Source organism: Mycobacterium sp. (genome assembly GCF_032159775.1).
Taxonomy (GTDB): Bacteria; Actinomycetota; Actinomycetes; order Mycobacteriales; family Mycobacteriaceae; genus Mycobacterium.
The window spans coordinates 1-23,291 of sequence record NZ_JAVHWK010000085.1 but is presented as its reverse complement, the minus strand read 5'-3'; the positions used below and the strand labels follow the sequence as shown (position 1 = coordinate 23,291).

At 66.8% G+C, this 23,291-nt stretch carries 23 protein-coding genes and 1 pseudogene; 11 read left to right on the top strand and 13 right to left on the bottom strand.

Features of this window, described 5'->3' with window-relative positions; genetic code table 11:
* The first annotated feature begins 5 nt into the window (after window positions 1-5).
* A complete protein-coding gene (locus tag QOJ24_RS09135; protein ID WP_526260666.1) occupies window positions 6-1,055 on the top strand; it encodes a phosphotransferase family protein in 1,050 nt (349 codons plus the stop codon).
* Here QOJ24_RS09135 and QOJ24_RS09130 read toward each other — a convergent pair.
* The 4 genes from QOJ24_RS09130 to QOJ24_RS09115 form a co-directional block, all read right to left on the bottom strand.
* Window positions 1,052-1,900, bottom strand: a complete 849-nt coding sequence (locus tag QOJ24_RS09130; RefSeq protein WP_526260665.1) for an ABC transporter permease — start codon at window positions 1,898-1,900, stop codon at window positions 1,052-1,054. The genes QOJ24_RS09135 and QOJ24_RS09130 overlap by 4 nt on opposite strands.
* The gene (locus tag QOJ24_RS09125; RefSeq protein WP_526260664.1) at window positions 1,897-2,865 is read right to left on the bottom strand and encodes an efflux ABC transporter ATPase subunit, DrrA-related; all 969 of its coding nucleotides are present in this window, start codon (window positions 2,863-2,865) and stop codon (window positions 1,897-1,899) included. Before QOJ24_RS09125 ends, QOJ24_RS09130 begins: the two co-directional genes overlap by 4 nt.
* A 60-nt stretch (window positions 2,866-2,925) precedes the next feature.
* Window positions 2,926-4,560 (bottom strand): fatty acyl-AMP ligase, encoded by a 1,635-nt coding sequence (locus tag QOJ24_RS09120; protein ID WP_526260663.1) that lies wholly within the window; start codon window positions 4,558-4,560, stop codon window positions 2,926-2,928.
* Between the two features lie 289 nt (window positions 4,561-4,849).
* Complete coding sequence (locus QOJ24_RS09115) at window positions 4,850-5,809, bottom strand: 4-(cytidine 5'-diphospho)-2-C-methyl-D-erythritol kinase (RefSeq protein WP_526260662.1); 960 nt, start codon at window positions 5,807-5,809, stop codon at window positions 4,850-4,852.
* A gap of 85 nt (window positions 5,810-5,894) precedes the next feature.
* Here QOJ24_RS09115 and QOJ24_RS09110 point away from each other — a divergent pair, with 85 nt between their 5' ends.
* Window positions 5,895-6,692: a serine/threonine-protein kinase gene (locus tag QOJ24_RS09110; protein WP_526260661.1), complete on the top strand. Its 798-nt coding sequence runs from the start codon at window positions 5,895-5,897 to the stop codon at window positions 6,690-6,692.
* On the opposite strand, the gene rsmA is transcribed toward QOJ24_RS09110, so the two are convergent.
* From rsmA to QOJ24_RS09095, 3 genes are all read right to left on the bottom strand, one after another.
* Entirely contained in the window at window positions 6,689-7,594 is a 906-nt protein-coding gene (gene rsmA, locus QOJ24_RS09105; RefSeq protein ID WP_526260675.1) for a 16S rRNA (adenine(1518)-N(6)/adenine(1519)-N(6))-dimethyltransferase RsmA, read from the bottom strand. The genes QOJ24_RS09110 and rsmA overlap by 4 nt on opposite strands.
* Window positions 7,591-8,718: a transglycosylase family protein gene (locus tag QOJ24_RS09100; RefSeq protein WP_526260660.1), complete on the bottom strand. Its 1,128-nt coding sequence runs from the start codon at window positions 8,716-8,718 to the stop codon at window positions 7,591-7,593. Before QOJ24_RS09100 ends, rsmA begins: the two co-directional genes overlap by 4 nt.
* Window positions 8,719-8,821: 103 nt before the next feature.
* Complete coding sequence (locus QOJ24_RS09095) at window positions 8,822-9,664, bottom strand: TatD family hydrolase (protein ID WP_526260659.1); 843 nt, start codon at window positions 9,662-9,664, stop codon at window positions 8,822-8,824.
* A 24-nt stretch (window positions 9,665-9,688) separates the two neighbouring features.
* Here QOJ24_RS09095 and metG point away from each other — a divergent pair, with 24 nt between their 5' ends.
* The 4 genes from metG to QOJ24_RS09075 all read left to right on the top strand — a co-directional run bounded on the left by metG (window position 9,689) and on the right by QOJ24_RS09075 (window position 14,734).
* Window positions 9,689-11,239 carry a methionine--tRNA ligase gene (gene metG / locus QOJ24_RS09090; RefSeq protein WP_526260658.1) on the top strand — a complete coding sequence of 517 codons (1,551 nt, stop codon included), beginning with the start codon at window positions 9,689-9,691 and terminating at the stop codon, window positions 11,237-11,239.
* A 73-nt stretch (window positions 11,240-11,312) separates the two neighbouring features.
* Window positions 11,313-12,497 carry an NAD(P)/FAD-dependent oxidoreductase gene (locus QOJ24_RS09085; RefSeq protein ID WP_526260657.1) on the top strand — a complete coding sequence of 395 codons (1,185 nt, stop codon included), beginning with the start codon at window positions 11,313-11,315 and terminating at the stop codon, window positions 12,495-12,497.
* Window positions 12,494-13,432, top strand: a complete 939-nt coding sequence (gene sigJ / locus QOJ24_RS09080) for an RNA polymerase sigma factor SigJ (protein WP_526260656.1) — start codon at window positions 12,494-12,496, stop codon at window positions 13,430-13,432. The genes QOJ24_RS09085 and sigJ overlap by 4 nt, the downstream gene beginning before the upstream one ends.
* A 12-nt stretch (window positions 13,433-13,444) precedes the next feature.
* Window positions 13,445-14,734, top strand: a complete 1,290-nt coding sequence (locus QOJ24_RS09075) for an aminodeoxychorismate synthase component I (protein WP_526260655.1) — start codon at window positions 13,445-13,447, stop codon at window positions 14,732-14,734.
* On the opposite strand, the gene QOJ24_RS09070 is transcribed toward QOJ24_RS09075, so the two are convergent.
* Together QOJ24_RS09070 and rsmI are read right to left on the bottom strand one after the other, a co-directional pair.
* A complete protein-coding gene (locus tag QOJ24_RS09070; RefSeq protein ID WP_526260654.1) occupies window positions 14,676-15,413 on the bottom strand; it encodes an alpha/beta fold hydrolase in 738 nt (245 codons plus the stop codon). The two genes, QOJ24_RS09075 and QOJ24_RS09070, sit on opposite strands and share 59 nt — an antisense overlap.
* Before the next feature lie 10 nt (window positions 15,414-15,423).
* Complete coding sequence (rsmI, locus tag QOJ24_RS09065; RefSeq protein WP_526260653.1) at window positions 15,424-16,260, bottom strand: 16S rRNA (cytidine(1402)-2'-O)-methyltransferase; 837 nt, start codon at window positions 16,258-16,260, stop codon at window positions 15,424-15,426.
* Window positions 16,261-16,353: 93 nt separating this feature from the next.
* On the opposite strand from rsmI, the gene QOJ24_RS09060 reads away from it, so the two are divergent.
* Together QOJ24_RS09060 and QOJ24_RS09055 are read left to right on the top strand one after the other, a co-directional pair.
* On the top strand, window positions 16,354-17,829 hold the full coding sequence (locus tag QOJ24_RS09060) for a dolichyl-phosphate-mannose--protein mannosyltransferase (protein ID WP_526260674.1): 1,476 nt from the start codon (window positions 16,354-16,356) through the stop codon (window positions 17,827-17,829).
* Window positions 17,830-17,950: 121 nt separating this feature from the next.
* Window positions 17,951-18,805: a type IV toxin-antitoxin system AbiEi family antitoxin gene (locus QOJ24_RS09055; RefSeq protein WP_526260652.1), complete on the top strand. Its 855-nt coding sequence runs from the start codon at window positions 17,951-17,953 to the stop codon at window positions 18,803-18,805.
* Between the two features lie 53 nt (window positions 18,806-18,858).
* On the opposite strand, the gene arcA is transcribed toward QOJ24_RS09055, so the two are convergent.
* On the bottom strand, window positions 18,859-20,067 hold the full coding sequence (gene arcA / locus QOJ24_RS09050; protein ID WP_526260651.1) for an arginine deiminase: 1,209 nt from the start codon (window positions 20,065-20,067) through the stop codon (window positions 18,859-18,861).
* A 68-nt stretch (window positions 20,068-20,135) separates the two neighbouring features.
* Between arcA and soxR the strand changes: the two genes are divergently transcribed.
* Window positions 20,136-20,567, top strand: a complete 432-nt coding sequence (gene soxR / locus QOJ24_RS09045) for a redox-sensitive transcriptional activator SoxR (RefSeq protein WP_526260650.1) — start codon at window positions 20,136-20,138, stop codon at window positions 20,565-20,567.
* A 33-nt stretch (window positions 20,568-20,600) separates the two neighbouring features.
* Entirely contained in the window at window positions 20,601-21,197 is a 597-nt protein-coding gene (locus QOJ24_RS09040) for an alpha-ketoglutarate-dependent dioxygenase AlkB (RefSeq protein ID WP_526260649.1), read from the top strand.
* Window positions 21,198-21,200: 3 nt separating this feature from the next.
* Here QOJ24_RS09040 and QOJ24_RS09035 read toward each other — a convergent pair whose 3' ends face one another.
* Window positions 21,201-21,869: a DUF5642 family protein gene (locus QOJ24_RS09035; protein WP_526260648.1), complete on the bottom strand. Its 669-nt coding sequence runs from the start codon at window positions 21,867-21,869 to the stop codon at window positions 21,201-21,203.
* Between the two features lie 28 nt (window positions 21,870-21,897).
* Window positions 21,898-22,587: a DUF5642 family protein gene (locus QOJ24_RS09030; RefSeq protein WP_526260647.1), complete on the bottom strand. Its 690-nt coding sequence runs from the start codon at window positions 22,585-22,587 to the stop codon at window positions 21,898-21,900.
* A gap of 109 nt (window positions 22,588-22,696) precedes the next feature.
* Between QOJ24_RS09030 and QOJ24_RS09025 the strand changes: the two genes are divergently transcribed.
* Complete coding sequence (locus QOJ24_RS09025; RefSeq protein WP_526260646.1) at window positions 22,697-23,011, top strand: hypothetical protein; 315 nt, start codon at window positions 22,697-22,699, stop codon at window positions 23,009-23,011.
* Here QOJ24_RS09025 and QOJ24_RS09020 read toward each other — a convergent pair.
* Window positions 23,008-23,291, bottom strand: a pseudogene (locus QOJ24_RS09020) (hypothetical protein); the annotation flags it as partial. The gene QOJ24_RS09025 and the pseudogene QOJ24_RS09020 overlap by 4 nt on opposite strands.

The following is a 23,291-nucleotide window of genomic DNA, read 5'->3' as shown; positions in this document are numbered from 1 at the left end:
TCGGCATGGCAGGCATCGCGCTGACGCAACGCGATCTGGCCACCACCCGCACTCAACTCCAGGCGTGGTTTGGGCACAGGTTCGCCGGCCGAGCGGAGGTGTCGGAACTGCGCGCGGCCAACAAGGCGGCGGGTTGGTCGAGCGAAAGCCTGGTCTTCTCCGCCACCATCGGCGAGAAGACCGACGAGTACGTCATCCGTATTGCGCCCGCAGGCGGCGGCATCTTTCCGCACTACGACCTCGGCATCCAGACGCTGACGCAGGAACTGCTGCACGAGTACGGAGTTCCGACGCCGTCGCCCATCCTCTACGAGCCCGACCGCGACTGGATCGGCTCGAAGTTCCTGGTGATGCCACGCATCGTCGGGCACACACCGTCGGACACCATGTACGCCACGCGTGGTTGGCTGCACGACTCTGGCCCGGATATACAGCGGCGCGTTCACGACTCGTTTCTCGAGACGCTGGCGTCCTTGCAGCGGGTTCCCGTCAGCGAGGCGTCTTGGCTCGAGCGGCCCGCTGGCGTCGGTGTCGTCGCCGAGCTGAAGTGGTGGCGCGAGTACGCGAAATGGGCCACCGACAACAAGGTTCCCGACGTCATGAGAGGGGCGTTCGACTGGCTGACCCGCCGGATGCCCGACGAAATGGGCGAGTTGAGCGTCTGCTGGAACGACGCCCGGCTGTCCAACGCGATCTTCGACGACACCGGACAGATCGTCGGCGCACTGGACTGGGAGCAGGCATGCCTGTGCCCGGCGGAGACCGACTTCGCCTGGTGGCTGGCGACCCGCAGGCAGACGCTGGAGGTCAGCGGCATCGACCTCGACCCGGAACTTCCGGGGTTCGACAGCCGCGAGCAGGTGATCCGCCGCTTCGAGGAGATGATCGGTCGACCGCTCGTCGACCTGCCCTGGTACGAGGTGTTCGCGATGGTCCGGATGGGCTGCTGCATCCTGCGTACGCAGGAGCTCCTGCGCAGCATCGGCCAAGGCGACCACTTCCTCACGCGGGCGCCGATTCTGCCGGCATGGACGATTTCCGCCGTCGACGCCTAGTCCGCAGTGCGTCGCGCGTAGGCGCGTAGCGCGAACGGCGCGAAGATCGCCGTCAGTGCGAGCGAATACAGGATCGTCGCCGCAATGGGATGGTGCAGCGGCAGCTGCGCGTCCGGTGGCGCAGGTGGGCCGTTGCCCCACAGCTCGCGCATTGCCTGCGCCAGCGACGACACCGGGTTCCATTCGGCGATCACGCGCAGCCAGTGCTGCATCGGCTCCGTCGGCGCAAAGGTGTTGGCCAGGAACGTGATCGGAAACAGCACGGTGAACATCACACCGTTGACGGCTTCGACCGAGCGCATCAGCGAGCCGATCAGGATGCCAAACCAGATCATTCCGAACCCGAACACCAAGATGAGGGCGAACGCCAGCACCGCCTCGGCGACGCTTCCGCGGATACGCCATCCGATGCACAGGCCCGTCACGGCCATCACCACGACGCCGATCGACGAGTGCAGCAGGCTGGCGACGCTACGACCGATGAGCACCGCGGACCGCCGGATCGGCAGTGACCGAAACCGATCGATGATTCCCTTCTCGATGTCGGCAGTGATCCCCGTGGATACCACAAATGCGGTGAAAACGATTGTCTGCGCCTGGATTCCCGGCAGCAGGAACTCGCGGTAGGACGCGCTTCCGCTGGTGGCGATCGACGCACCGAACACGAATGCGAACAGCAAGACGAACATGATCGGCTGTACCGTGACATCGCTCAGCATCTCGGGCATCCGCTTGGTGTGAATCATGTTTCGCTTCACCATGATCCAGGACTGCTGCAGGATGTTAGTCGGCCGGATCTGCGGCCTGTTAGCCGAAGCGTTGAGCTGCTGCGCGGCGACGGTCATGCGCCCACCTCCACTGTCTGATCGACTTCGGCGCGCCTGCCGGTGAGCGACAAGAAGACATCGTCCAGGCTGGGACGGGACAGGCCGATGTCGTCGACCTCGATCGAGCTGTCCTGCAACGCGCCTGCTACCCGGGCAAGCTCGGCAATGCCGGTGGCCGAGGCCGTGAGCTGCCGGGCACCGACGTCGACGCGCACTTCGGCACCGCTACGGCCGAGCAGCTCACGAGCCGCGGGCAAGTCCGCAGCGTCTGAGACGGTGACGAGCAGGCTGGCGTTGCCTGCCTGCCGCTTGAGTTGCAGTGGCGTGCCGTGCGCAATGACCCGGCCGTGGTCGATGACCACGATGTCATCGGCCAACTGGTCGGCCTCTTCGAGGTACTGGGTGGTCAACAGGAGCGTGGTGCCGCGGGCGACGAGCCCACGCAACATGTCCCACAGCTCACTGCGACTGAGTGGATCGAGGCCCGTCGTCGGCTCGTCGAGAAAAAGCACCGGCGGCGAAGCGATGAGACTGACCGCCAGGTCCAGCCTTCTGCGCATCCCGCCCGAGTACGAACGTACCGGCCGGTCGGCGGCATCGGCTATCGAGAACTGTTGCAGCAGTTCGTTTCCCAGCCGGTCGAGGTCGCGGCGCGCGATTCCGTAGAGGCCGCCGATCATTCGGATGTTCTCGCGCCCGGTCAGCAACTCGTCAACCGTGGCGACCTGGCCGGTGAGGCCCATGTGGCGGCGGACCATGTCGGGCTGGTCACGGACGTCGTATCCGGCAACCCGCGCGGTGCCACTGGTCGGTAACGCAAGCGTGGTCATCATTCGGACGGTGGTTGTCTTGCCTGCCCCGTTGGGACCCAGCAGTCCGAGCACCGTTCCGGGAGCGACGGTGAAGCTGACACCGTCGACTGCGGTGTTGTCCCCGAACCTCTTCACCAGGTCGACAGCTTCGATGGCGGGAGGTGATGGCATGGCACTGACGGTATCGGCCGCGACCGACACCGTGTTACCTCGCGGGCGAGGGACCCGGGACTAGGTGACCAGCGAGACGGAGTTCGCGCGGCGCAGCTTGCCCGATGGGGTCTTGGGAATGGTGCCGGGGCCGAGCACCACGACATTGCGTGGGCGGACATCGACTTCGGCGACGACCTCGTGGGCGACCTGACGCTCGATGCGGTGCACCTCGTCGGGATCCTGGTAGGCGTTCGACTCCACGGCAACCGCGAACGTCTCGCGGGAGTGCCCGGCATCCAGACGCACCGCTACCGCACAGCCGGGCCGAACGCCCTCGACGCGGCCCGCGGCGCGCTCGATGTCGGTCGGATAGATGTTGCGGCCCGCCATGATGATGACGTCCTTCACGCGGCCGCAGACCACGACGTGGCCGTTGTCGGTGAGGTATCCGAGGTCGCCGGTGTCATACCAGCCGTGTTCGTCCTGCGCCGGGATGAAACCACCCATGGTGATGTAGCCGGGCGTGACGGGCTCGCCGCGCAGCTCGATGATGCCGACGCCGCGGGTGGGCATCACGTTGCCCTGCTCGTCGATGATCCGGGCCTCGAGCCCCTCGAGCAGTGGGCCAAGCGTCGCCAGCCTGCGGGTGTTGCCCTTCGTCGCGGGTACCGCCCGGCGCAGCGCTGCCATCAGGTCGGCGTCGACCTCGTCGACAACCAGTCCCGCATTGCACTCGGAGAAGGACACCGCCAAGGTGGTCTCGGCCATGCCGTAGGCAGGCAGAATCGCCGACGGCTGCAGGCCGAACGGCTTGCCCGCGTCGAGCAGGTCCTCGACGTCGGCGGGCTCGACGGGCTCCGCGCCTGAGAGCGCGAAGCGCAGCGTGGACAGGTCGAAGTCGCCGGGCTGGGCCTGGCGCCGCAGCCGCTTGGCGAGCAGCGCGTACGCGAAGTTCGGCGCCGCGGTCATCGTGCCCTTGTACTTGTCGATGAGCCGCGCCCACAGCAGGGTGTCGCGCAGGAAGTCCATCGGCGTGACCTTGACCAGTTCGGCGCCGAAGTACATCGGGATGGTCAGGAAGCCGACCATGCCCATGTCGTGGAAGCAGGGCAGCCAGCTGACCATGACGTCCTTTTCGACGTCGTACTGGGCGCCGATGAACATCGCCTCGGCATTGGAGTAGATGTTGCTGTGCGTGATCTGCACGGCCTTGGGTGAGCCGGTGGAGCCCGACGTCAGCTGCATGAGGGCCAGGTCGTCCTCGCCAACCTCGACCGGGTCGATCGGGTCTGCGGAGAGAAGGTCGGGCACCGTCAGCACCTTGATGCCCTGCTCCTCCAGCACGGGCACGGCGACCATGAACGGCTCGGACACGATGACGGCCTTGGCCTCGATCATCGCCACCACGTTCATCGTGTCTTCCGCCCAGACCACCAGGTCGGTGCGCGGAGTGGGCTGGTGAAGCATGGTCAGGCTGGCGCCGCGCATCCACAGACCCTGAGCGGTCGGCGCGATCTCGACAGGGAAGCCGGCCAGCACGCCGACGGCGTCGCCGTGGCCGATGCCCGCGGCGGCCAGGCCACCGGCGATCTGGCGGGCCCTCTCGTGCACCTCACCCCAGGTGTGCCGAAGGGGCTCGTGCGGTTCACCGGTGACCATGCCCGTACTCGCGTTGCGAGCACTGCGGTACATCTTCTCGGTGAATCTGCTCACGACGACAGCCTCCTTGGGTCCACCGCAAATGCCAGTGTGTAATGCTCCGCCTGGTAACAGGCGCTTTCACGTAGGCGCGCACACATTTGGAGCGCGGTTGTGTCTCGATTCGGTGATGGGCTAGGAAGGGGCGCCCGCCCGCCGGATGTTCCGGCGGCGGCAGTATTCGCGCCCAGTTCTTGACCGCTAGTTTTCACCGTCGCTCATCTTAGGCAACTCTTAAGTAACTGCCAAACTAATGCAGTAAATGAGGTTCGTGTCACACCTGCGGCGGAAGCCTGATTCACATCTACGACGTGGCTGGCGCCGGAACGACCCGTGCGCCCTGTACCGGACCGCTGGCCACCCGGACCGTGCGACATACCCCTGCTCCGGCCAGCTCGGCTCCGATGTCGACGGCCGACGAGGACGAAGTGCACAGGAACGCGCACGTCGGCCCGGAGCCGGACACGATCCCGGCCAGGGCGCCCGCCTCGACACCGGCGCGCAGCGTCCGGCGCAGATTCGGCTGCAGGCTCAACGCGGCGGGCTGCAGGTCGTTTCCCAACAACGGCGCAAGGGCGACCGGATCGCCGGAGGCCAGGGCGGCCAGCAGCGGTTCTGGATCCTCCTGTGGCTTCGGCGCGGCGCGGTCGTCGGCCTCGCGAAGCCGATCGACCTCGGCGAACACCGCCGGGGTGGACAGACCGCCGTCGGCGAAAGCGAGCACCCAGTGGAACGTGCTTCTGGCCAGCACGGTGGCCAGCTCCTCGCCGCGGCCGGTGCCGAGCGCCGTGCCGCCGTGCAGGGCGAACGGCACGTCACTACCCAGCCGGGCGGCCAGTGTGTGCAGATCGCGGCGTGGCACGCCGAGCTCCCACAGCGAGTTGATCGCGACCAGTACCGCCGCCGCATCGGCGCTGCCGCCCGCCATACCGCCTGCGACCGGAATCGTCTTCTCGATGGTGATCGCGACGTCGGGGGCCCGGCCGACGTGCTCGGCCATCAGCTCGGCCGCCTGCCACGCGAGGTTGCGCTCATCGGTGGGCAGCGACTGCGCGCCCTCCCCTGCCAACTCGAGCGACAGCACGTCGGCGTTGCGGACGGTGACCTCGTCGAGGAGTGAAACAGCGTGGAAGACGGTCGTCAGCTCGTGGTAGCCGTCGTCGCGGCGATCGCCGACGGCCAAATACAGGTTGACTTTGCCCGGCACCCGCACGGTGGCCGATCCGGTGGGAACCCACTCCGAGGCGGGGCTGCCGTTGGACACCGCACGACACTATCGCCGACACCACGCGGACACGTAGTGATGCCGCAGGATTGGCAGACCAGCGACCCGGCCTAGGCTGGGAAATGTGCTTCAGGTCGGCGACGACTTCGCGGGCTATGTCACCGACGCGATACTCGGACGCGGCGGTCATGCCGCCGTGTACCGGGCGCACCGGCCTGCCGACCCGAATCGTGTAGTGGCGCTGAAGGTTCTCGACGACCAGCCTCGTGGAAGCAATCACACTGCGCGACTGCAAAGGGAATTCGAGTTCGCTCATCAACTCGACCACCCACACATCGTCACCGTGTACGACAACGGCGTCGGCTGGCTCACCATGGAGGTAATCGGCGGGGGCGCTTCAACTGCGCTGCCCGACAAGGAGACTCGACTGACAGCGCTGGGCCAGATTGCCGACGCGCTGGACTACACACATCGCTGCGGAATCGTGCACTGCGACGTCAAGCCGACCAACATTCTCGTTTCGCGGGACTTTTCCCGTGCTGTACTCATCGACTTCGGCGTGGCGTACGCGGTCTCGGAGACGGTGAATTGGCACGCCACGCGCGTCGAGGCCTCACTGCCGTACGCGGCGCCGGAGTTGCTGCGCGGCAGGCCGCCGTCAGCGCTCACCGACCAGTATGCGTTGGCGTGCACCGCCGTTGAACTACTGCTGGGCAGCCCACCGTTCTCCGGAGAGACATGGATGGAACTGGTCGACGCTCATCTCACCCAGCCGGCACCAAGCTATTCAAACAGGATTGCTTGGGTGCCAAGAACTTTCGACTCGGTAATGCACAGAGCGTTGGCGAAGATGCCGGACAGCCGGTACGACTCGTGCACAGAGATGATCGAGAGCCTCTGCGAGGCGCTAACTCGCGACTAGGGCGATTCGCTCGGTTGGATCACTCTTTTCGTCTGGGGATCCCAAACCCCCGAGCGCTCCAAAAGCCTGACGAAGTCGGCGATGGACAGCGTCTCGCCGCGTCGCGACGGATCGATGCTGGCGGCAAGCAGACGTCGTGCGGACTCGTTTCCGCCGCCCGCCCATTCGGCGAACGCGTTGCGAGAAGTCTTGCGGCGCTGAGCGAAAGCGATGTCTATCAGCTTGAAGACCTGCTGACGGAAGCCGTCGTCGGTCGGCCACGGCGTGGTCTCGTACCGGTCGATGCGAACCAGCCCCGAGTACACCCGCGGGATGGGCCAGAACACCGTCGGCGACACCATGCCGTGCCTGCGCACCTTGCCGTAGAACCTGACCTTGGCACTGGGCACGCCGTAGTCCTTGCCGCCGGGCTCTGCGGCGAGCCGCTCGGCCACCTCGGCCTGGACCATCACCATCACGGTGCGGATCGACGGGAAGTCGGCGAGCAGGTGGAGCAGCGCGGGAACGGCCACGTTGTAGGGCAGGTTCGCAACGAGCGCCGTCGGCTCCTCGGGCAGATCGCCCGGTTGCAGTTCCAGCACGTCTTGATGCAGCACGCTCAGCCGGTTGATCTCGCTGTGCGAGTGTTCGGCGACGGTCTGCGGCAGTTGGCCGGCCAGCACCGGGTCGATCTCCACGGCGGTGACCTTGGCGCCGCGGTCGAGCAGCGCGAGTGTCAGCGACCCGAGTCCGGGTCCGACCTCCAAGACGTGGTCCTGGCGGTTGATTCCCGATGCCGACACCACACGACGCACGGTGTTTGCGTCGTGTACGAAATTCTGGCCGTAGGACTTACGCGGCCTGAAATCCAACTCTTTGGCGAGGTGCCGAATTTCGGTACGGCCCAGCAATCTGATGGTCAGGACGTCCCCAATCTCCCGCTACATACGGGCCACGCGCCCCAACCTTGACGGGCTCGAGTGACCTCAGCAATCGCGATCTGTTCTTCACGTGTTGCCAAATCGGCCCTCGCAGCATACCTCAGACCACCGTTTCGCTCCCAGGTATTTTGATCAAACTGCACACCACCAAAAAAACCGTTGCCGGTGTTGATCGCCCAGTTGCCGCCCGCCTCACATTGAGACAGCGCATCCCACGTGCCGCCACTGCTCACGGGGGGCACTTCGGTGCCTGGTTTGGTGCCCACCCGGAGCACACCGTCAGTTGCCGGCGTGACGATGACATTGGCTACTGGCAGTCTGCCGGTCTCTGCCCCGTTGACCTTAGCGATGGCAAACGTTACGTCCTGAACTCCCGGCATTCCGGGGTTCTCCACGATCTGGCGACTCATGTTCATCGTGGGGTCTTCGATCCGTGTGCTGTTCGGCGGTAACGGTACGCGTTGGGTGACCTTTTCGATTCGGACACGCGTGACCTGGACCTGCATTCCTTCCACGACGGGAGAGGAGGGGCCCGGCACCACCGAGTCGCTCTGGGCCAGCGGTGCGCCCGCGGCGGCAAGTAGATCGCCGACGTTCGGAGCGGCCAGATGCACCGTTCTCACCACGCCACCATCGTTGATCTGCACGTTCTTGGCGCTCACGACGGGCAGCGACATGCCGCCCAGTGGTACCCGGCTGCCCCGAGAGGCCGCGGCGGGAGCCTTGTCGTCCATCGACAGCTGGGCAAGAGCCTCGTCGACCGTGGAGGCCGTGGTCCACACCTCGCGGCTGTTCTCGCCGTCGGTCGAGATCTGCAGCGGACGGCTGCGCCGCAGGACGATCGCGTCCGACTGGTGCACGGCCTGATCGCCCGTGGGATAGAGGTCGTCGCGGTCGCCGACGTCGTATCCGTTCTCCTTGACGACGTCGATGACGCGCGTTTTCATCGTCGCCACGGTCATCTCGGTGCCGTCGACAGTCAGCGTCACGGTCTTGTGGGCCGCCACGGCGAATCCGCCGGCGAACGTGAGCGCCAGCAACGTGATGAAAACGAGCGCCCGCAGATGTGGCGAGCGCGACTCATGAAGTCTGTCTAATGCATTCAAATCAGTGCTATTCCCCGACTCGGGCCCCGGACTGGTTCTGTGCCCCCGACATAGATCACAAGACGGTAACGAACCGTCCCAGCAACAGCAACTCCGGCTCCGTTCACGACGAGTTCACCTCGAAGCCGTACACCCTGCTCGCGGTTTTCGTGGTCTCTCGGGCCACGTCGCTGGCGGGCTGGTCAACGATATCGGCCAGGGCGCGCACGGTGTAGGGCAGGCAGTACGGCTCGTTCGGCGCGCCCCGGTAGGGATGCGGGGTGAGAAACGGTGCGTCGGTCTCGACCAACAGCTGCTCGGCCGGGATCAGCGCGGCCGCCTCGTGCAGCGCGCGGGCGTTGCGGAAGCTGACGGTGCCTGAGAGGCTCAGCACCCAGCCCGCGTCGACGCACGTGCGCGCCATCTCAGCGTCCGACGAGAAGCAGTGGAAGATGACCGTCGGCGGGGCGCCTTCGGCCCGCAGAACGTCGAGTACGTCGGCATCGGCGTCGCGGTTGTGGATCATCAGCGGCTTGCCGATCCGCTTGGCCAGGTCGATGTGCCAGGCGAAGGCGTCGCGCTGCTCGCCGGGGGTCGCGCAGCCGTCCAGCCGGCCTGGCCAGTAGTTGTCCAGCCCGGTTTCGCCGACCGCGACCACGCGGGGATGGCATGCCAGCCGCTCGATCACCGTCTTCGCCTCGTCAGTGAGCGCGTTGGCCCGCGTCGGGTGCAGCGCCACGGCCGCATAGACCCGCGGGTCCCAGTCGGCAGCCTCGGTGACCCAGCGTGCCGAGTCGAGGTCGTCGGCGATGGTGACGACGGCCTGCACTCCGACGGCCGCGGCGCGGTCCGCGATCGCGCGCACGTCGTCGCCGTCCTTCGCGCCGCACGCGTCCAGGTGGGTGTGCGCGTCGACCAAGGGAACCAGCGGCTCGGGAGGCGGCGGCGCCGGACGGGAACTGCTCACCGCAACACCATAAGGTGATGGGAAATGAGCGAGCCGTACTACATAACGACAGCGATCACGTACCCGAACGGTGCTCCGCACATCGGGCACGCGTACGAATACATCGCGACCGACGCAGTCGCCCGATTCAAGCGGCTGGACGGGTTCGACGTGCGTTATCTGACCGGCACCGACGAGCACGGGCTGAAGATGGCAGAGACGGCCGCGGCCGAGGGCATTCCGACCGCCGAGTTGGCTCGACGCAACTCCGATGTGTTCCAGCGGCTGCAGGACAAGCTGAACATCTCCTATGACCGATTCATCCGCACCACCGACGCCGACCACATCGAGGCGTCCATCGACATCTGGAAGCGGATGAACGAGTCCGGCGACATCTATCTGGACTCCTACAAGGGCTGGTACTCGATCCGCGACGAACGCTTCTTCACCGAAGCCGAAACCACCGTCGGCGCCGACGGTGTGCGCATCGCGACCGAGACCGGTGCGCCGGTCACGTGGACCGAGGAACAGACCTACTTCTTCAAGCTGTCCGCCTACGCCGACAGGCTGCTCGCCCACTACGCCGCTCACCCCGAGTTCATCGGGCCGGATGTCCGGCGCAACGAGGTGGTCAGCTTCGTCTCCGGCGGTCTGCGCGACCTGTCGATTTCTCGCACGACATTCGACTGGGGTGTGCCGGTTCCCGACCATCCCGATCACGTGATGTACGTGTGGGTCGACGCGCTGACCAACTACCTGACCGGTGTCGGATTTCCCGATACGTCCTCAGAGCTGTTCGCCCGGTTCTGGCCTGCCGATCTGCACATGATCGGCAAGGACATCATCCGGTTCCACACCGTGTACTGGCCCGCGTTTTTGATGTCAGCGGGAATCGAGTTGCCGCGCAGGGTCTTCGCGCACGGGTTCGTGCTCAACCGAGGCGAGAAGATGAGCAAGTCGGTGGGCAACGTCGTCGACCCGGCGAACCTCGTCGATACGTTCGGCGTCGACCCGGTGCGCTACTTCTTCCTGCGCGAGGTGCCGTTCGGCCAGGACGGCAGTTACGGGGAGGACGCGATCATCACCCGGATCAACGCCGACCTCGCCAACGAGTTGGGCAACCTGGCGCAGCGGTCGCTGTCGATGGTGGCCAAGAACCTCGACGGGATCGTCCCCGAGCCGGCCGAGTTCACCGACGACGATCGCGCACTGCTGGCGCGCGCGGGCGAGGAGTTGTTGTCGACGGTGCGGGCGCATTTCGACGTGCCTGCCATGCACCTCGCGCTGGAGGCCATCTGGCTGATGCTCGGCGAGGCCAACCGCTACTTCTCGGCGCAGGAGCCGTGGGTGCTGCGCAAGTCGGAGTCCGAGGCGGACCAGCAGCGGTTCCGCACAGTGCTGTACACGACGATGGAGGTCGTTCGCGTCGCCGCGCTCCTGGTGCAGCCGGTGATGCCCGATTCGGCCGCCAAGCTGCTCGACCTGCTCGGCCAGCCCACCGACCAGCGCACCTTTGCCGCGATCGGCAGCCCGTTGGCGCCGGGGACCGCGCTGCCCGCCCCGGTCGGCGTCTTCCCGCGCTACCAGGTGGAGTGACACGCGTCACGTCTTGTCACGTCTCGCGACTCGGCGGTGTCTTGAGGGCATCATCGAGAGAACAGGAGACATCATGACCGGCAAGCGCACACACGTCGTGGTCATCGGCGGCGGTTACGCAGGCACGCTGGCGGCCAACCATCTGCGGTTGCGTGGCGACATCGACATCACGTTGGTGAACCCGCGGCCAAAATTCGTCGAGCGGATCCGTCTGCACCAACTCGTCGCCGGAACCGGTGAGCCGACCGCCGACTACGGCACACTGCTGGGCGAAGGCATCCAATTGGTCGTCGACAGCGCAAGCAGAATCAATACCGGCGCGCAGACGGTCGAGTTCGCCTCCGGCCGCAGGCCGCTGCGCTACGACTATCTCATCTACGCGGTCGGCAGCACTGGAGCCGTCCCGGCGTCCGTTCCCGGCGCTGCCGAATTTGCTTACCCGATAGCGGAATTGGAGTTGGCGCAGCGACTGCGCGCGGCCATCGACGAGCTGCACCCCGATGCGCCCGTCACCGTGGTCGGCGCCGGGCTGACCGGCGTGGAGACGGCTTCCGAGCTGGCCCAGCAGGGTCGCAAGGTCACGTTGGTATGCGGAGGGCTGCTGGCCCCGTCGCTGTCCGAGGCGGCCCGACGGTCGGTCGCCACGTGGATGCGCAAGCACGGGGTCACCGTGCTCGAGTCCGATGTGGTGGCGGAGGTGCGCGCGGATGCGGTGGTGTTCGCCGACGGCGCCGTGCGCCCGAGCGCGGTGACCATCTGGACCGCGGGGTTCGGCGTGCCCGAGTTGGCCGCAGCCAGCGGACTGCGCACCGATGCGTTGGGCCGCCTGCTCACCGACGAGACGCTGACCAGCGTCGACGACGGCCGCATCGTGGCTGCCGGTGACTGCGCCGCACCGTCCGATCAGCCGCTGCGCATGAGCTGCCAGGCCGCGGGTCCGCTGGGTACGCAGGCGGCGGACACCGTGCTGAGCCGCATCGCAGGCGAGACGCCCGGTGTGATCGAGCCGAGGTTCGTCGGCACATGCACCAGCCTCGGCCGCAAGGGCGCGGTAGTGCAGTTCTCGCACAAGGACGACTCGCCGACGAGGGTGCACGTGCGCGGTCGGCTGGCCGCGTCGGTGAAGGAAGCCATCTGCAAGGGCACGCTGTGGGGCCTGCGACAGGAGGCGCGCAAGCCCGGTTCGGGGCTTGTCTTCAAGGGCGACAAACGCTCCGTGCAAGCCACTGCTGCGCCCCAGGTGGTCACGAACCCGTGACCACTTCGGGCCACGGCCAGACTGCAGGCTCGGCGGGCGGCGAACACGCCGAGCGGTTCACCCACCTGAGGCCGCTGCTGTTCACCATCGTTTACGAGATCCTCGGTTCGGCAACCGAATCCGACGATGTGCTGCAGGACAGCTATCTCAGGTGGGCCGAGGTCGACCTCGCGACGGTACGGGACACCAAGTCGTATCTGGCGCAACTGGTGACCCGGCAGGCACTCAACGCGTTACGGGCGGGCGCCCGCCGTCGCGAGGAGTACATCGGGCCGTGGCTGCCGGAGCCGCTGCTGCTCGACGAAGGCGATGCCTCGGCTGATGTTGTTCTCGCCGAGTCGGTCTCGATGGCCATGTTGGTGCTGCTCGAGACACTGACTCCCGACGAGCGGGCGGTGTTCGTGCTGCGCGAGGTGTTCGGCTTCGACTACGACGAAATAGCGGGCGCGGTGGGTAAGTCCGTGGGTTCGGTGCGTCAGGTGGCGCACCGGGCCCGCGAGCATGTGCAGGCGCGGCGCAAGCGGTTCGAGCCCGCCGACTCCGCGAGGACGGCGGAGCTGACCGACCGGTTCATGACCGCGGCGACGACGGGTGACCTGGACGGGCTGATGGCGATGCTCGCACCGGATGCGACTTGGACAGCCGACAGCGATGGCAAGGCGTCCGCCGCGCGCAGGCCCATCGTCGGCGCACGGAAGGTGGCGAGCGTGATCTCCGCACTCTTCCGCGTCGCGGCCGAACGGATGCCGGATATCCGGTTTCAGTCGGCGGTCTACAACAGTTCGCCCGCGATCGTGATCTACAACGGGGATCGGCTGGAGGGCGTGTTCCTGATCGAGATCACCGACGGGCAGATCACCCACTTCTATGCGATGCGCAACCCGGACAAGCTGACCGGCGTCGACGTGCGTAGGGAGATCACCCGCCGCGTCTGACAAGCTGAGTCGGTGCGGATCGACCGACTCGGCGACCTCGGCAGTGCCCCACGGGTGTTGCGGGCGGTCGCGGCGGCCGCAGACCGGCGTGGGCTGCCGCCGCCCGCGGCGCTGATCGGCGAATGGTTCGGCTCGGGGGCCGTCATCGCGCCGTCGTTGACGGTGGCACCGGTCACCTGCGGCGATTTCGGCGCGCTCACCGACGCTCAGCGCACGTCGGCGCGCCGAAATCACTCTGACGGTGCGGTTGGCGGTGGCTGGTTCGGGTACCTGTCGTACCCCGACGCAAGCTCTGACGGACGGCCTTTCCGCATTCCGGAGGCGGCGGGCGGCTGGACCGACTGCGTGCTGCGCCAGGACCGCGACGGGCACTGGTGGTACGAAAACCTTTCCGGCGCAGCGCTTCCCGAATGGATTGCCGGCGCCTTACGGAACCCGTTGCCGCCCAGGGCCTTCGACATCAGCTGGGGAGAAGCGGATCGCGACGCCCACCGCGCAGGAGTGCTCAACTGCCTGGAGGCTATCGCCGCGGGTGAGATCTACCAGGCATGCGTGTGCACGCAGTTCGCAGGCAGGCTCGACGGCGCCGCGATCGACTTCTTCGTCGACGCGGTGGAACGCACGTCGCCTGCGCGTGCGGCATATCTGGCAGGCGGCTGGGGCAGCGTGGCGTCACTGTCGCCGGAGTTGTTTCTGCGACGCGCAGGCGATCAGGTGACGTCGAGCCCCATCAAGGGCACCCTGCCGCGGACTGCGGATCCCGCGGCGCTGCGGGCGTCGGTGAAGGATGTCGCGGAGAACATCATGATCGTCGACCTGGTCCGCAACGACCTGGGCCGCGTGGCGGTGACGGGCTCGGTCACCGTGGCCGAACTTCTCGCGGTGCGACCGGCTCCCGGTGTGTGGCATCTGGTGTCGACGGTGTCGGCGCAGGTGCCCGCCGAGATGCCCATGGCCGCGCTGCTGTACGCGGCGTTCCCACCCGCGTCCGTCACCGGCACGCCCAAGGCCCGCGCCCGCGAACTGCTGACCGGCTGGGAGCAGCATCGACGCGGAGTATATTGCGGCACAGTCGGTTTCGCTTCGCCCGTCGCCGGGTTCGAGCTGAACGTCGCGATCCGAACCGTGGAGTTCGACGCGGACGGCTCGGCGATTCTCGGCGTCGGCGGCGGTATCACCGCGGACTCGGACCCCGACCTGGAATGGGACGAGTGCCTGCACAAGGCGGCCCCGATCGTCGGCGCTACGCGTACCGTCGGCAGCGCTCGACGAGGATCGTCGCCAGCAGTGCCGGCTGGCTGACCATCAGGCTGTGGCAGGTGTCCACCGGTAGCACGGTCTGCACGCCGCCCAGTGCGGCGATGGATCTGCGCTGCGACGCCACCGAAAGGGCGCGGTCGCGCAGCGTGAGGATCCAGGTGCGAGGCACGTCGTCGGGCAGTTGGGAGCGGTCGACGTTGTCGAAGATGATCGACGGCGACTCGGCGTAGAACCGGTCGCGGCTGAACCGGCGCTGCGGGCGCGTCATTCCGTTACAGAACACGAACTCCGCCAACGAGTTCGGCAACGTGCCCGACATTCCGGTGTCTGCTTTGCGGCGGGTGTACCGACCCACCAGCCCGGGCAATGTGTCGACGACCGAGGTGCCCTGCGGCGGCACGAACGCGGCGGCCAGCACCATCTCGCGAACGCGTGAGGACCCGAGCTTCGTCACGACGCCCGGAACGGTCAGCCCCGCCAGTGAGTGGCCGACAATGACCAAGTCTTCGATACCCGCATCCTCGATGTCGGCGAGCAGCGAGTCGACCCATTCGTCGATGCATGCCGTGAGCAGATCGCCGGGCTTGTCGCGCCGCCCGGGCAGATCAAGCGCGAGGACGGCAAGATCCGGTGCCCCGCAGTGTATCTCGGCGATCATCGGATCCCAGCAGTCCGCGGCGTGCTGTCCGCCGTGCACCAGCACCAGCGCGGGCAGTGCCATGGTGCCTCCGTCAGTCGCGCGAGCGCAGAACCGCATCGTAAAGCTCGCGCCGCGACGGCGCCCCCGGATTCGCGGCGACGACCTGCGCGCACGCATCCTTGACGCGGGCGCCGTCGTCGACAAGCTCGTTCACCTCGGCGATCAGCGTCTCCAGATCGGCCCGAGGCTCCGCGCCTGCCAGCACGACTGTGATCTCGCCGAGAACACCGTCGGCCGCCCAGTCGGCGAGTTCTGCAAGCGATCCGCGCTTGATCTCCTCGTGGGTCTTGGTCAACTCCCGGCACACCACGGCGCGGCGCTCCGCACCGAGCACCTCGACGGCGTCCTGCAGGCAGGCCGCCAGCCGCCGAGGAGATTCGAAGAAGACCGCCGTCCGCGCCTCGGCCGCCAGCACGGTCAGCCATGTCCTGCGGGCCGAATGCTTGCGCGGAGGAAAGCCCTCGAAGCAGAACCGGTCGGCGGGCAGCCCGGAGACCGCCAGCGCCGTCGTCACCGCCGACGGACCGGGCAGGCAGCTCACCCTCAACCCGGCCGCCACGCAGGCCGACACCAGTCGATAGCCCGGGTCGTTGATCACGGGCATGCCCGCGTCGCTGACCACCAACACCGTCGCGCCGCTTTTCACCTCGTCGACAAGGGCAGGCACCCGCGTCGCCTCGTTCTGGTCGAACAGGCTGACCACCTTGCCCGCAATCCGGACCTCCAGTGCCTGCGCAAGCGTCCGGACCCGCCGCGTGTCCTCCGCGGCGACCACATCGGCGCTGCCCAGGGCGCTGACCAGCCGAGCGGAGGCGTCGGCGGGCAACCCGAGCGGGGTGGCGGCCAGCAGCAATCGTCCGGGGCTCATCCCGCACAGCCTACGATCGCATCCGTGACCGCCACCGCCACCGAAGAGCCGACGGCCGCGCGCTCGGTCCCGGTGATCAGCCCGGGGCCGCTGATGCCCGCCGCCGACTTCGGGCCCGTCGACCGGCTGAACGGCTGGACGATGACCGCGGTCATCGCGGCGCTGGCGGCGCTGACCAGGTTCCTCAACCTCAACTCGCCGACCGACGCGGGCACCCCGATCTTCGACGAGAAGCACTACGCGCCACAGGCCTGGCAGATGCTGTTCAACCACGGCGTCGAGGACAACCCCGGCTACGGGCTGGTGGTGCACCCGCCGGTCGGCAAGCAGTTGATTGCGATCGGCGAGGCGATCTTCGGCTACAACGGGCTGGGCTGGCGGTTCACCGGCGCGGTGCTCGGCGTCATCGGAATCGCCCTGGTGGCCCGCATCGTCCGGCGGATGACTCGCTCGACGATGGTCGGCGCGATCGCGGGCCTGCTGCTCGTCGCCGACGGGGTCAACTTCGTCGCGTCGCGCACGGCCCTGCTCGACGGCTTCCTGGCATTCTTTGTGGTGGCGGCGTTCGGCGCGTTGATGGTCGACCGTGACCAGGTGCGCGAACGCATGCACGTCGCGCTGCTCGAGGGCCGTATCGCCGAAACCCCGTGGGGGCCGCGCCTTGGCGTGCGGTGGTGGCGCTTCGGTGCCGGTGTATTGCTCGGGCTGGCCTGCGCCACCAAATGGTCGGGTCTGTACTTCATCGTCTTCTTCGGGTTGATGACGTTGGCGTTCGACATCGCAGCCCGCAGGCAGTACCGGGTGCCGCGGCCGTGGCTGGGGACGCTGCGTCGCGACGTGGGCCCGACCGCGTACGCGATGGCGCTGATCCCGTTCGGTGTCTACCTGGCGTCGTATGCACCGTGGTTCGCGTCGGAGACGGCGGTGAACCGCTACGAGGTGGGCCAGTCGATCGGTCCTGGGGGCGTTCTGCCCGGGGCGATCCGGTCGCTGTGGCACTACACCTACGGCGCCTACCGGTTTCACTCCGGACTGACCAACGCCGACGGCAACCACCACCCGTGGGAGTCCAAACCGTGGACGTGGCCGATGTCGCTTCGGCCCGTGCTCTATGCGATCGATCAGGAGAACGTGTCGGGCTGCGGCGCGCAGTCATGCGTGAAGGCCGTGATGCTGGTGGGCACGCCGACCATGTGGTTCATCGCCGTGCCCGTGCTCGGCTGGGCATTGTGGCGCGCGTTCGTCAAGCGGGACTGGCGATACGGCGCCGTGCTGGTGGGGTACGGCGCGGGCTTCCTGCCGTGGTTCGCCGACATCGACCGGCAGATGTACTTCTTCTACGCGGCCACCATGTCACCGTTCCTTGTCATGGCGATCGCGATGATCTGCGGCGACATATTGCATCAACCCAACCAGAACGCCGAGCGAAGAACGCTCGGGCTGGTAGCCGTCAGTTGCTATGTGGCCCTTGTGATCACGAACTTCGCCTGGTTGTATCCGATCCTCACGGGCATTCCGATCTCGCAGACGACGTGGAACCTCGAGATCTGGCTGCCCAGCTGGCGATAGCCCGCCTTCCCGCGAACCCGAAGATTGCGCATAGGGCTGCTGTGTCCGGCTATCCACAGCCCCCTGTGCAATCTTGACGAGCACAGACAAAATTGTCGGCTCGGTTGGACACCATCGCGGCATGCGCGAGGTTTTTGTCGGTAGCGACGCGTTAGCGCGCGGCGGCATCACTCGCGCACGCCTGCGATGGAACTATCAAGCGATCTTCCCGGGCGTGTACCTGCAAAAGCAGACCGTGCCGTCGCTCAGACAGCGGACTCTTGCCGCCTGGCTATGGTCCGGGCGCAACGGGGTAATCGCGGGTCGTGCGGCGGCAGCGCTGCATGGCGCTCAGTGGGTGGACGCGGACACACCCGTCGAAATGATCTGGCATTGTGGCCGACCACCACGGGGCATCGAGGTGCGCAACGAGCGAATCGACGCTCTGGACATCATTGAGATCGACGGCATGCCCGTCACGACTCCCGAGCGCACGGCATTCGACATCGCCCGCCATCAGCCACGGAACTCGGCGGTGGCTCATCTCGATGCGCTCGCGAGGGCGACGGGTATCGAAGCCTCAGGCGTGATTCTGCTCGCCGATCGATACCCGAGGGCACGTGGTCTTCCCCGTGCCCGAATCGCGTTGCCGCTGATGGACGGCGGAGCGCAGTCGCCCCAAGAAACGCGACTGAGGCTGGTCCTCATCGACGATGGGCTGCCGCCGCCGCGAACTCAGATCATGGTGGCCGACGGGAAGAACCGAGCATTCATCGATATGGGCTACGACGACCCGCGGGTCGGCTTCGACTATGAGGGCGCACATCACAGCGCCGTACGTAATCAATACGTTCACGACATCGGACGAGCAGAATTGATAGCCAGTGAGGGGTGGATCGACATCCGCGTGGTCGCCGAACACAGCCGACGTTTCATCCTCCACCGCGCCTACTCAGCATTCGCCCAGCGCGCGTGGACGCCACCGAAATTGCACTGAGGGCTGTGAATCCGGTCGAATCACAGCCTTCAGCGCAAATTTCGCGGACCGCGCTAGATGGGGTCGCGGGCGACGGGGCAGGACATACAGCGTGGGCCGCCGCGACCGGTACCGAGCTCGCTGGCTTCGATGGGCAGCACTTCGATGCCCGAATCCCGCAGGCGGGCGTTGGTTTCGATGTTCCGCTCGTAGGCGGCGACGACGCCAGGCGCAACCGCAAGCGTGTTGTTGCCGTCGTCCCACTGCTCACGCTCGGCGGTGACGGGATCAAGGCCCGTCGCGATCACGCGCAGTTTCTCGATACCCATCGCGTTCGCGGCCGCCTCGACGAACGGCGCGACCTCGTCGATCTTGACCCCGCCGTCTCCCGTGCGGTGCATCGTGAACGCCGACAACGAGTCGACGATGTTGGGGTACATGACGACCGCGTCAGTGTCGACCATCGTGCACACCGTGTCGAGATGCATCTGGGCACGCTCCTGGGCGATGGGCACCGCCAGCACCGTGTGGGCCAGATCGTCGTCGAACAGGCTGCGCGCCAAGGCCTCTGCACCCGCCGGCGTGGTGCGCTCTCCGACACCGACAGCAACCACTCCCGGCGCCAGCAACAGCACGTCGCCGCCTTCGACCGGCGCGGACCGCGACTCGTAGGCCCGCCGGACGCCGAGGAACCGTGGATGGTGCGCATAGACCAGGTCAGTCAGCGATGTCTCGCGGATCCGCGCGGGTAGCGCCAGCGACGTGATCGCTACCCGTGGCCCGATCCAGAACGACGAGTCGCGGGTGAACAACAGGTTCGGCAGCGGTTCGATGACGAAGTCGCCGCCGTGGTGCATGCGACGAACCAGGGAAACCTCACCGCCGGCCAGTGGCAGCTCGGTGAACGTCATGCCCGCCATCAGGATATGCGCCAGCGCTGGGGGCTCCAGCGTTCGCAGATATGCCGAAAGCTGCTGCGCCAAAGGCAATCCGAGCCGACGCGCGTCCACCGCCGCCGAGATGCCGTGCATGCGGGCCGCGCCACTGGACAGCGCCTCGGTCAGCAGATCCGACAGCAGCAGAACCTCGACACCGCGCGAGCGCAGCAGGTCGGCGAACGCATCGTGTTCCGCCTGCGCCCTCGCCACCCAGGGCAGGCCGTCGAACAACAGCGCGTCGTTGTTTCTAGGTGTCAGGCGCTGCAGTTCGGCGCCGGGGCGGTGCAGGACGACCACCCGCAGAGCCCCGACCTCGGAGTTCACCCCCAGCGCAATATCGGACACAGTAAGCACCGTATCGCGGCAGACACATTTGCTCCTCGCGTGCGCGGCACCTCAACTATGGTTTAGGTATGGAGATCCACGAGCTGACGCCCGGCGAGATGGCCGACCGCAGTGGTGTGGCCGTCTCGGCGCTGCACTTCTACGAACGCCAGGGCCTGATCGCCAGCCGTCGCACCACCGGCAATCAGCGCCGATACCCGCGCGAGTCGTTGCGGCGCGTCGCGTTCATCCGGATGTCGCAGCGCCTCGGCATTCCGCTTGCCCGGATCCGCCAGGCGCTCGCGACCCTGCCCACCGACCGCGTCCCGACCAGCAAGGACTGGGCGCGACTGTCGGCCGGCTGGCGCCAGGACATCGACGACCGCATCCTCCATCTGCAGCGGCTGCGCGACAACCTGGCCGGCTGCATCGGCTGTGGCTGCCTGAGCCTGAAGACGTGCGCGCTGTCCAACCCCGGCGACGTGCTGGCCGACCGCGGACCCGGTGCGGTGCGGCTCTAGATCACTCGAACGCCTGTGCGATAAACTCTGGCCATGGAGCTGGCACTTCAAAACTCTCTGTTCGACCCCGCCGAGCGGCAGCACCTGGGCGCAGGCGCGTGGGTCGAGGTGCGCTCGGGCTGGCTGTCCGACGCGGACTCGCTGTTCGGCGAACTCATGGAGGTCATCCCGTGGCGGGCCGAGCGCAGGCAGATGTATGACCGCGTTCTCGATGTGCCGCGCCTTGTCAGCTTCCACAACCTGGCCGACGAACCGGTGCCCCACCCGATGCTCAAACAGATGCGCAGGCGGCTCAACGACACGTACGGCGGCGAGCTCGGCGAACCCTTCACCACCGCGGGCCTGTGCCTGTATCGCAACGGTGATGACAGCGTGGCCTGGCACGGCGACAACATCGGCCGAAGCAGCAACGAGGACACCATGGTGGCAATCGTATGCCTTGGCGCCACAAGAGTTTTCGCGCTGCGCCCGCGCGGAGGCGGCAAATCGCTGCGGCTGCAACACCATCACGGCGACCTGCTGGTGATGGGTGGGTCGTGCCAGCGCACGTGGGAGCACTCCATCCCGAAGACGCTGAAGCCGGTTGGTCAGCGGATCAGCATCCAGTTCCGTCCGTACGACGTGCGTTGAGCCTCAGGCCTTCACCGCGGAGACGCCCGCGCCGAGCAGCTCGCCCGCGCGCTTGGTGTCGACGGGAGCGACGGGCTTGTCGGGTATGACGAGCGGATTCGCGGTGACGATCACCATCAGCGAGCCGAGTCTGGCGACATAGTTGTAAAGCTCACCGGTACGGGCTTTTCCGCCCACGGTGGTCTGGACGATTCGATGCGCACCTTGGGTCACAACACCGTCGATCTTCGGCGCATCCACCACCTCGATGAGACCGCGCACGCCGGGACCGGCGAATCCGACTTTCTGGCAGTTCTCCGGAGGCCCATGCACCGGCACGGTTTCCGATGTCTCCACGGCGATCACGATGAACCTGTTGCCCTCGCCCTCGGCGGTCAGTGCCGCCATGTTGCCCTTCACCCCGGCGGGCAGAACCTGCTGATTCGCGAACTGTCCGCAATCGGCCGGCTCGAATTTTATTTGTGCAGGCAGCTTTTGGGGTTCGAGCACGCGTGGGTCGATCGCCGTCGGCGTGATCTCGGTGACCTTGAACGGCGCGGGGAAGTCCAACCGGAGGTTCTTGATATTGGCGATGTCGGCGTGCGACGTGTCCGGCTGCGCCGATTCGGCAGATCCGCACGCGGCGAGCGTACCGACGCAGGCGACGACGAGCAGGGGCCTCAGGTTCGACATCGCCGCCAATGTACCCGTCGACAGCGCGTCAACCGCGTAACGCCGACACCGTTTTGACCAAGAGATCGGCGGCGAATTCCTGGCCGAGTGGAGGATTCGGCGAACCTGGATCGGCCACCACGGTGACGAATGCCAGATAGTCGCCGAGATAGGCGCTGAACGTGTACACCGCCGACGTCGTCTCCATGCCACCTTCGACGACCGTCTTGGCCGTGGTGTCCATGCCGACGGTGGTCGCGCCTTCGATGGTCGGCGCATCGATGAGGTTGACGGTGCCGGTGGTGTTCCCCGATGCCACCGTCCATTGCCCGCAATCGGCGAGCACAGCTGGGTCGAAAGTTATCGGCGACGCCGGTGATCCGGTGACGACGGCGTGCACGATGCCGCCAGGGCCCGATCCCGACCAGCCTTTGCTCGTCGCGTCGTCGGTGGGGGGACCTGCCAGCAGTCCGCACTGCGGCGGTTCGGTGACCCAGCCGGGCCCGAAGCCCCAGAAGGCTGCGGGAGACGCGGTGCCGCTGAGGTCTGCCACCTCGTATCCGGCGGGCAGGTCGCCGCGCACCCGGCTGATATTCGCAGGGTTGACCTGGGATTCCGCCGCCAACGGTGCGTTAGCCGACGGAGTGGAAGGCACGCCGGCATGGCCGCAGCCTGCGACGACGGATGTCACCGCCAGCGCTATCCCGAGCCCGAACCGGCGCACGCCCGTTGATACCACAGAGAGCTCAATGAACCGGTTGGCAACGTTTTGCGTGTCTAGAGCGATCAACTAATGGGTCGGGCCTATGAGAAGTATGGAGAAAACTGTCATGCGAGCAGCATCTGCTATGACAGGGGGGATCGTGGCGGCGGGGTTGATGCTCGCGCCGGCAACTATCGCGACAGCCGAACCCATCGCCCCTGGCGGCGCTTACGCGACCATCGGGCAGCTGGAGGCTTCCGGTTACGACGTGAACATCGATCGTGTGGGCAGCGCCCCGCTCGATCAGTGCGTCGTGACGAGCGTGCGGAATCCGCAGGACATCACCCGCACAGTCCGAGTGGACAACGGCCGCAAGGGCGACAAGAGGGACTTCGACTACGTCGAAATCGTGGTGCGCCGGACGATCACCGTCTCGCTCAACTGCGACAGTCGAACCTAGGCGGCAGCGCCGGACGACTCGTTGGTCCCGGCCGCCGCGGCGGTCGTCGACTTCTGCGGCTGCCCGGTTAGGGCACCGACGATCTTCTTCAACGGACCGTCGCCACTGGGGCGGGTTCCCGACGGTGGCTTCGGCGGATCGAATTTGAGCGAGTCGCGTAGCACCTGCAGCGGACGCGGCTTGGTGGCCGACGGAACCTGGGTGTTCGTGGTCTCCGCTCCGCTGGTGACCCTGGCCGATCCATTGGTCGCCGCCACCGGGGCGGGACTGGGCTCGGGCT

Bases quoted from the DNA above. Each gene is read 5' to 3' on its own strand.
- QOJ24_RS09135 (WP_526260666.1), top strand. From the start codon at position 6: ATGGCAGGCATCGCGCTGACGCAACGCGATCTGGCCACCACCCGCACT.
- QOJ24_RS09130 (WP_526260665.1), bottom strand. From the start codon at position 1,900: ATGACCGTCGCCGCGCAGCAGCTCAACGCTTCGGCTAACAGGCCGCAG.
- QOJ24_RS09125 (WP_526260664.1), bottom strand. From the start codon at position 2,865: ATGCCATCACCTCCCGCCATCGAAGCTGTCGACCTGGTGAAGAGGTTC.
- metG (WP_526260658.1), top strand. From the start codon at position 9,689: ATGAGCGAGCCGTACTACATAACGACAGCGATCACGTACCCGAACGGT.
- QOJ24_RS09085 (WP_526260657.1), top strand. From the start codon at position 11,313: ATGACCGGCAAGCGCACACACGTCGTGGTCATCGGCGGCGGTTACGCA.
- QOJ24_RS09070 (WP_526260654.1), bottom strand. From the start codon at position 15,413: ATGGCACTGCCCGCGCTGGTGCTGGTGCACGGCGGACAGCACGCCGCG.
- rsmI (WP_526260653.1), bottom strand. From the start codon at position 16,260: ATGAGCCCCGGACGATTGCTGCTGGCCGCCACCCCGCTCGGGTTGCCC.
- QOJ24_RS09060 (WP_526260674.1), top strand. From the start codon at position 16,354: ATGCCCGCCGCCGACTTCGGGCCCGTCGACCGGCTGAACGGCTGGACG.
- QOJ24_RS09055 (WP_526260652.1), top strand. From the start codon at position 17,951: ATGCGCGAGGTTTTTGTCGGTAGCGACGCGTTAGCGCGCGGCGGCATC.
- soxR (WP_526260650.1), top strand. From the start codon at position 20,136: ATGGAGATCCACGAGCTGACGCCCGGCGAGATGGCCGACCGCAGTGGT.
- QOJ24_RS09040 (WP_526260649.1), top strand. From the start codon at position 20,601: ATGGAGCTGGCACTTCAAAACTCTCTGTTCGACCCCGCCGAGCGGCAG.
- QOJ24_RS09035 (WP_526260648.1), bottom strand. From the start codon at position 21,869: ATGTCGAACCTGAGGCCCCTGCTCGTCGTCGCCTGCGTCGGTACGCTC.
- QOJ24_RS09025 (WP_526260646.1), top strand. From the start codon at position 22,697: ATGACAGGGGGGATCGTGGCGGCGGGGTTGATGCTCGCGCCGGCAACT.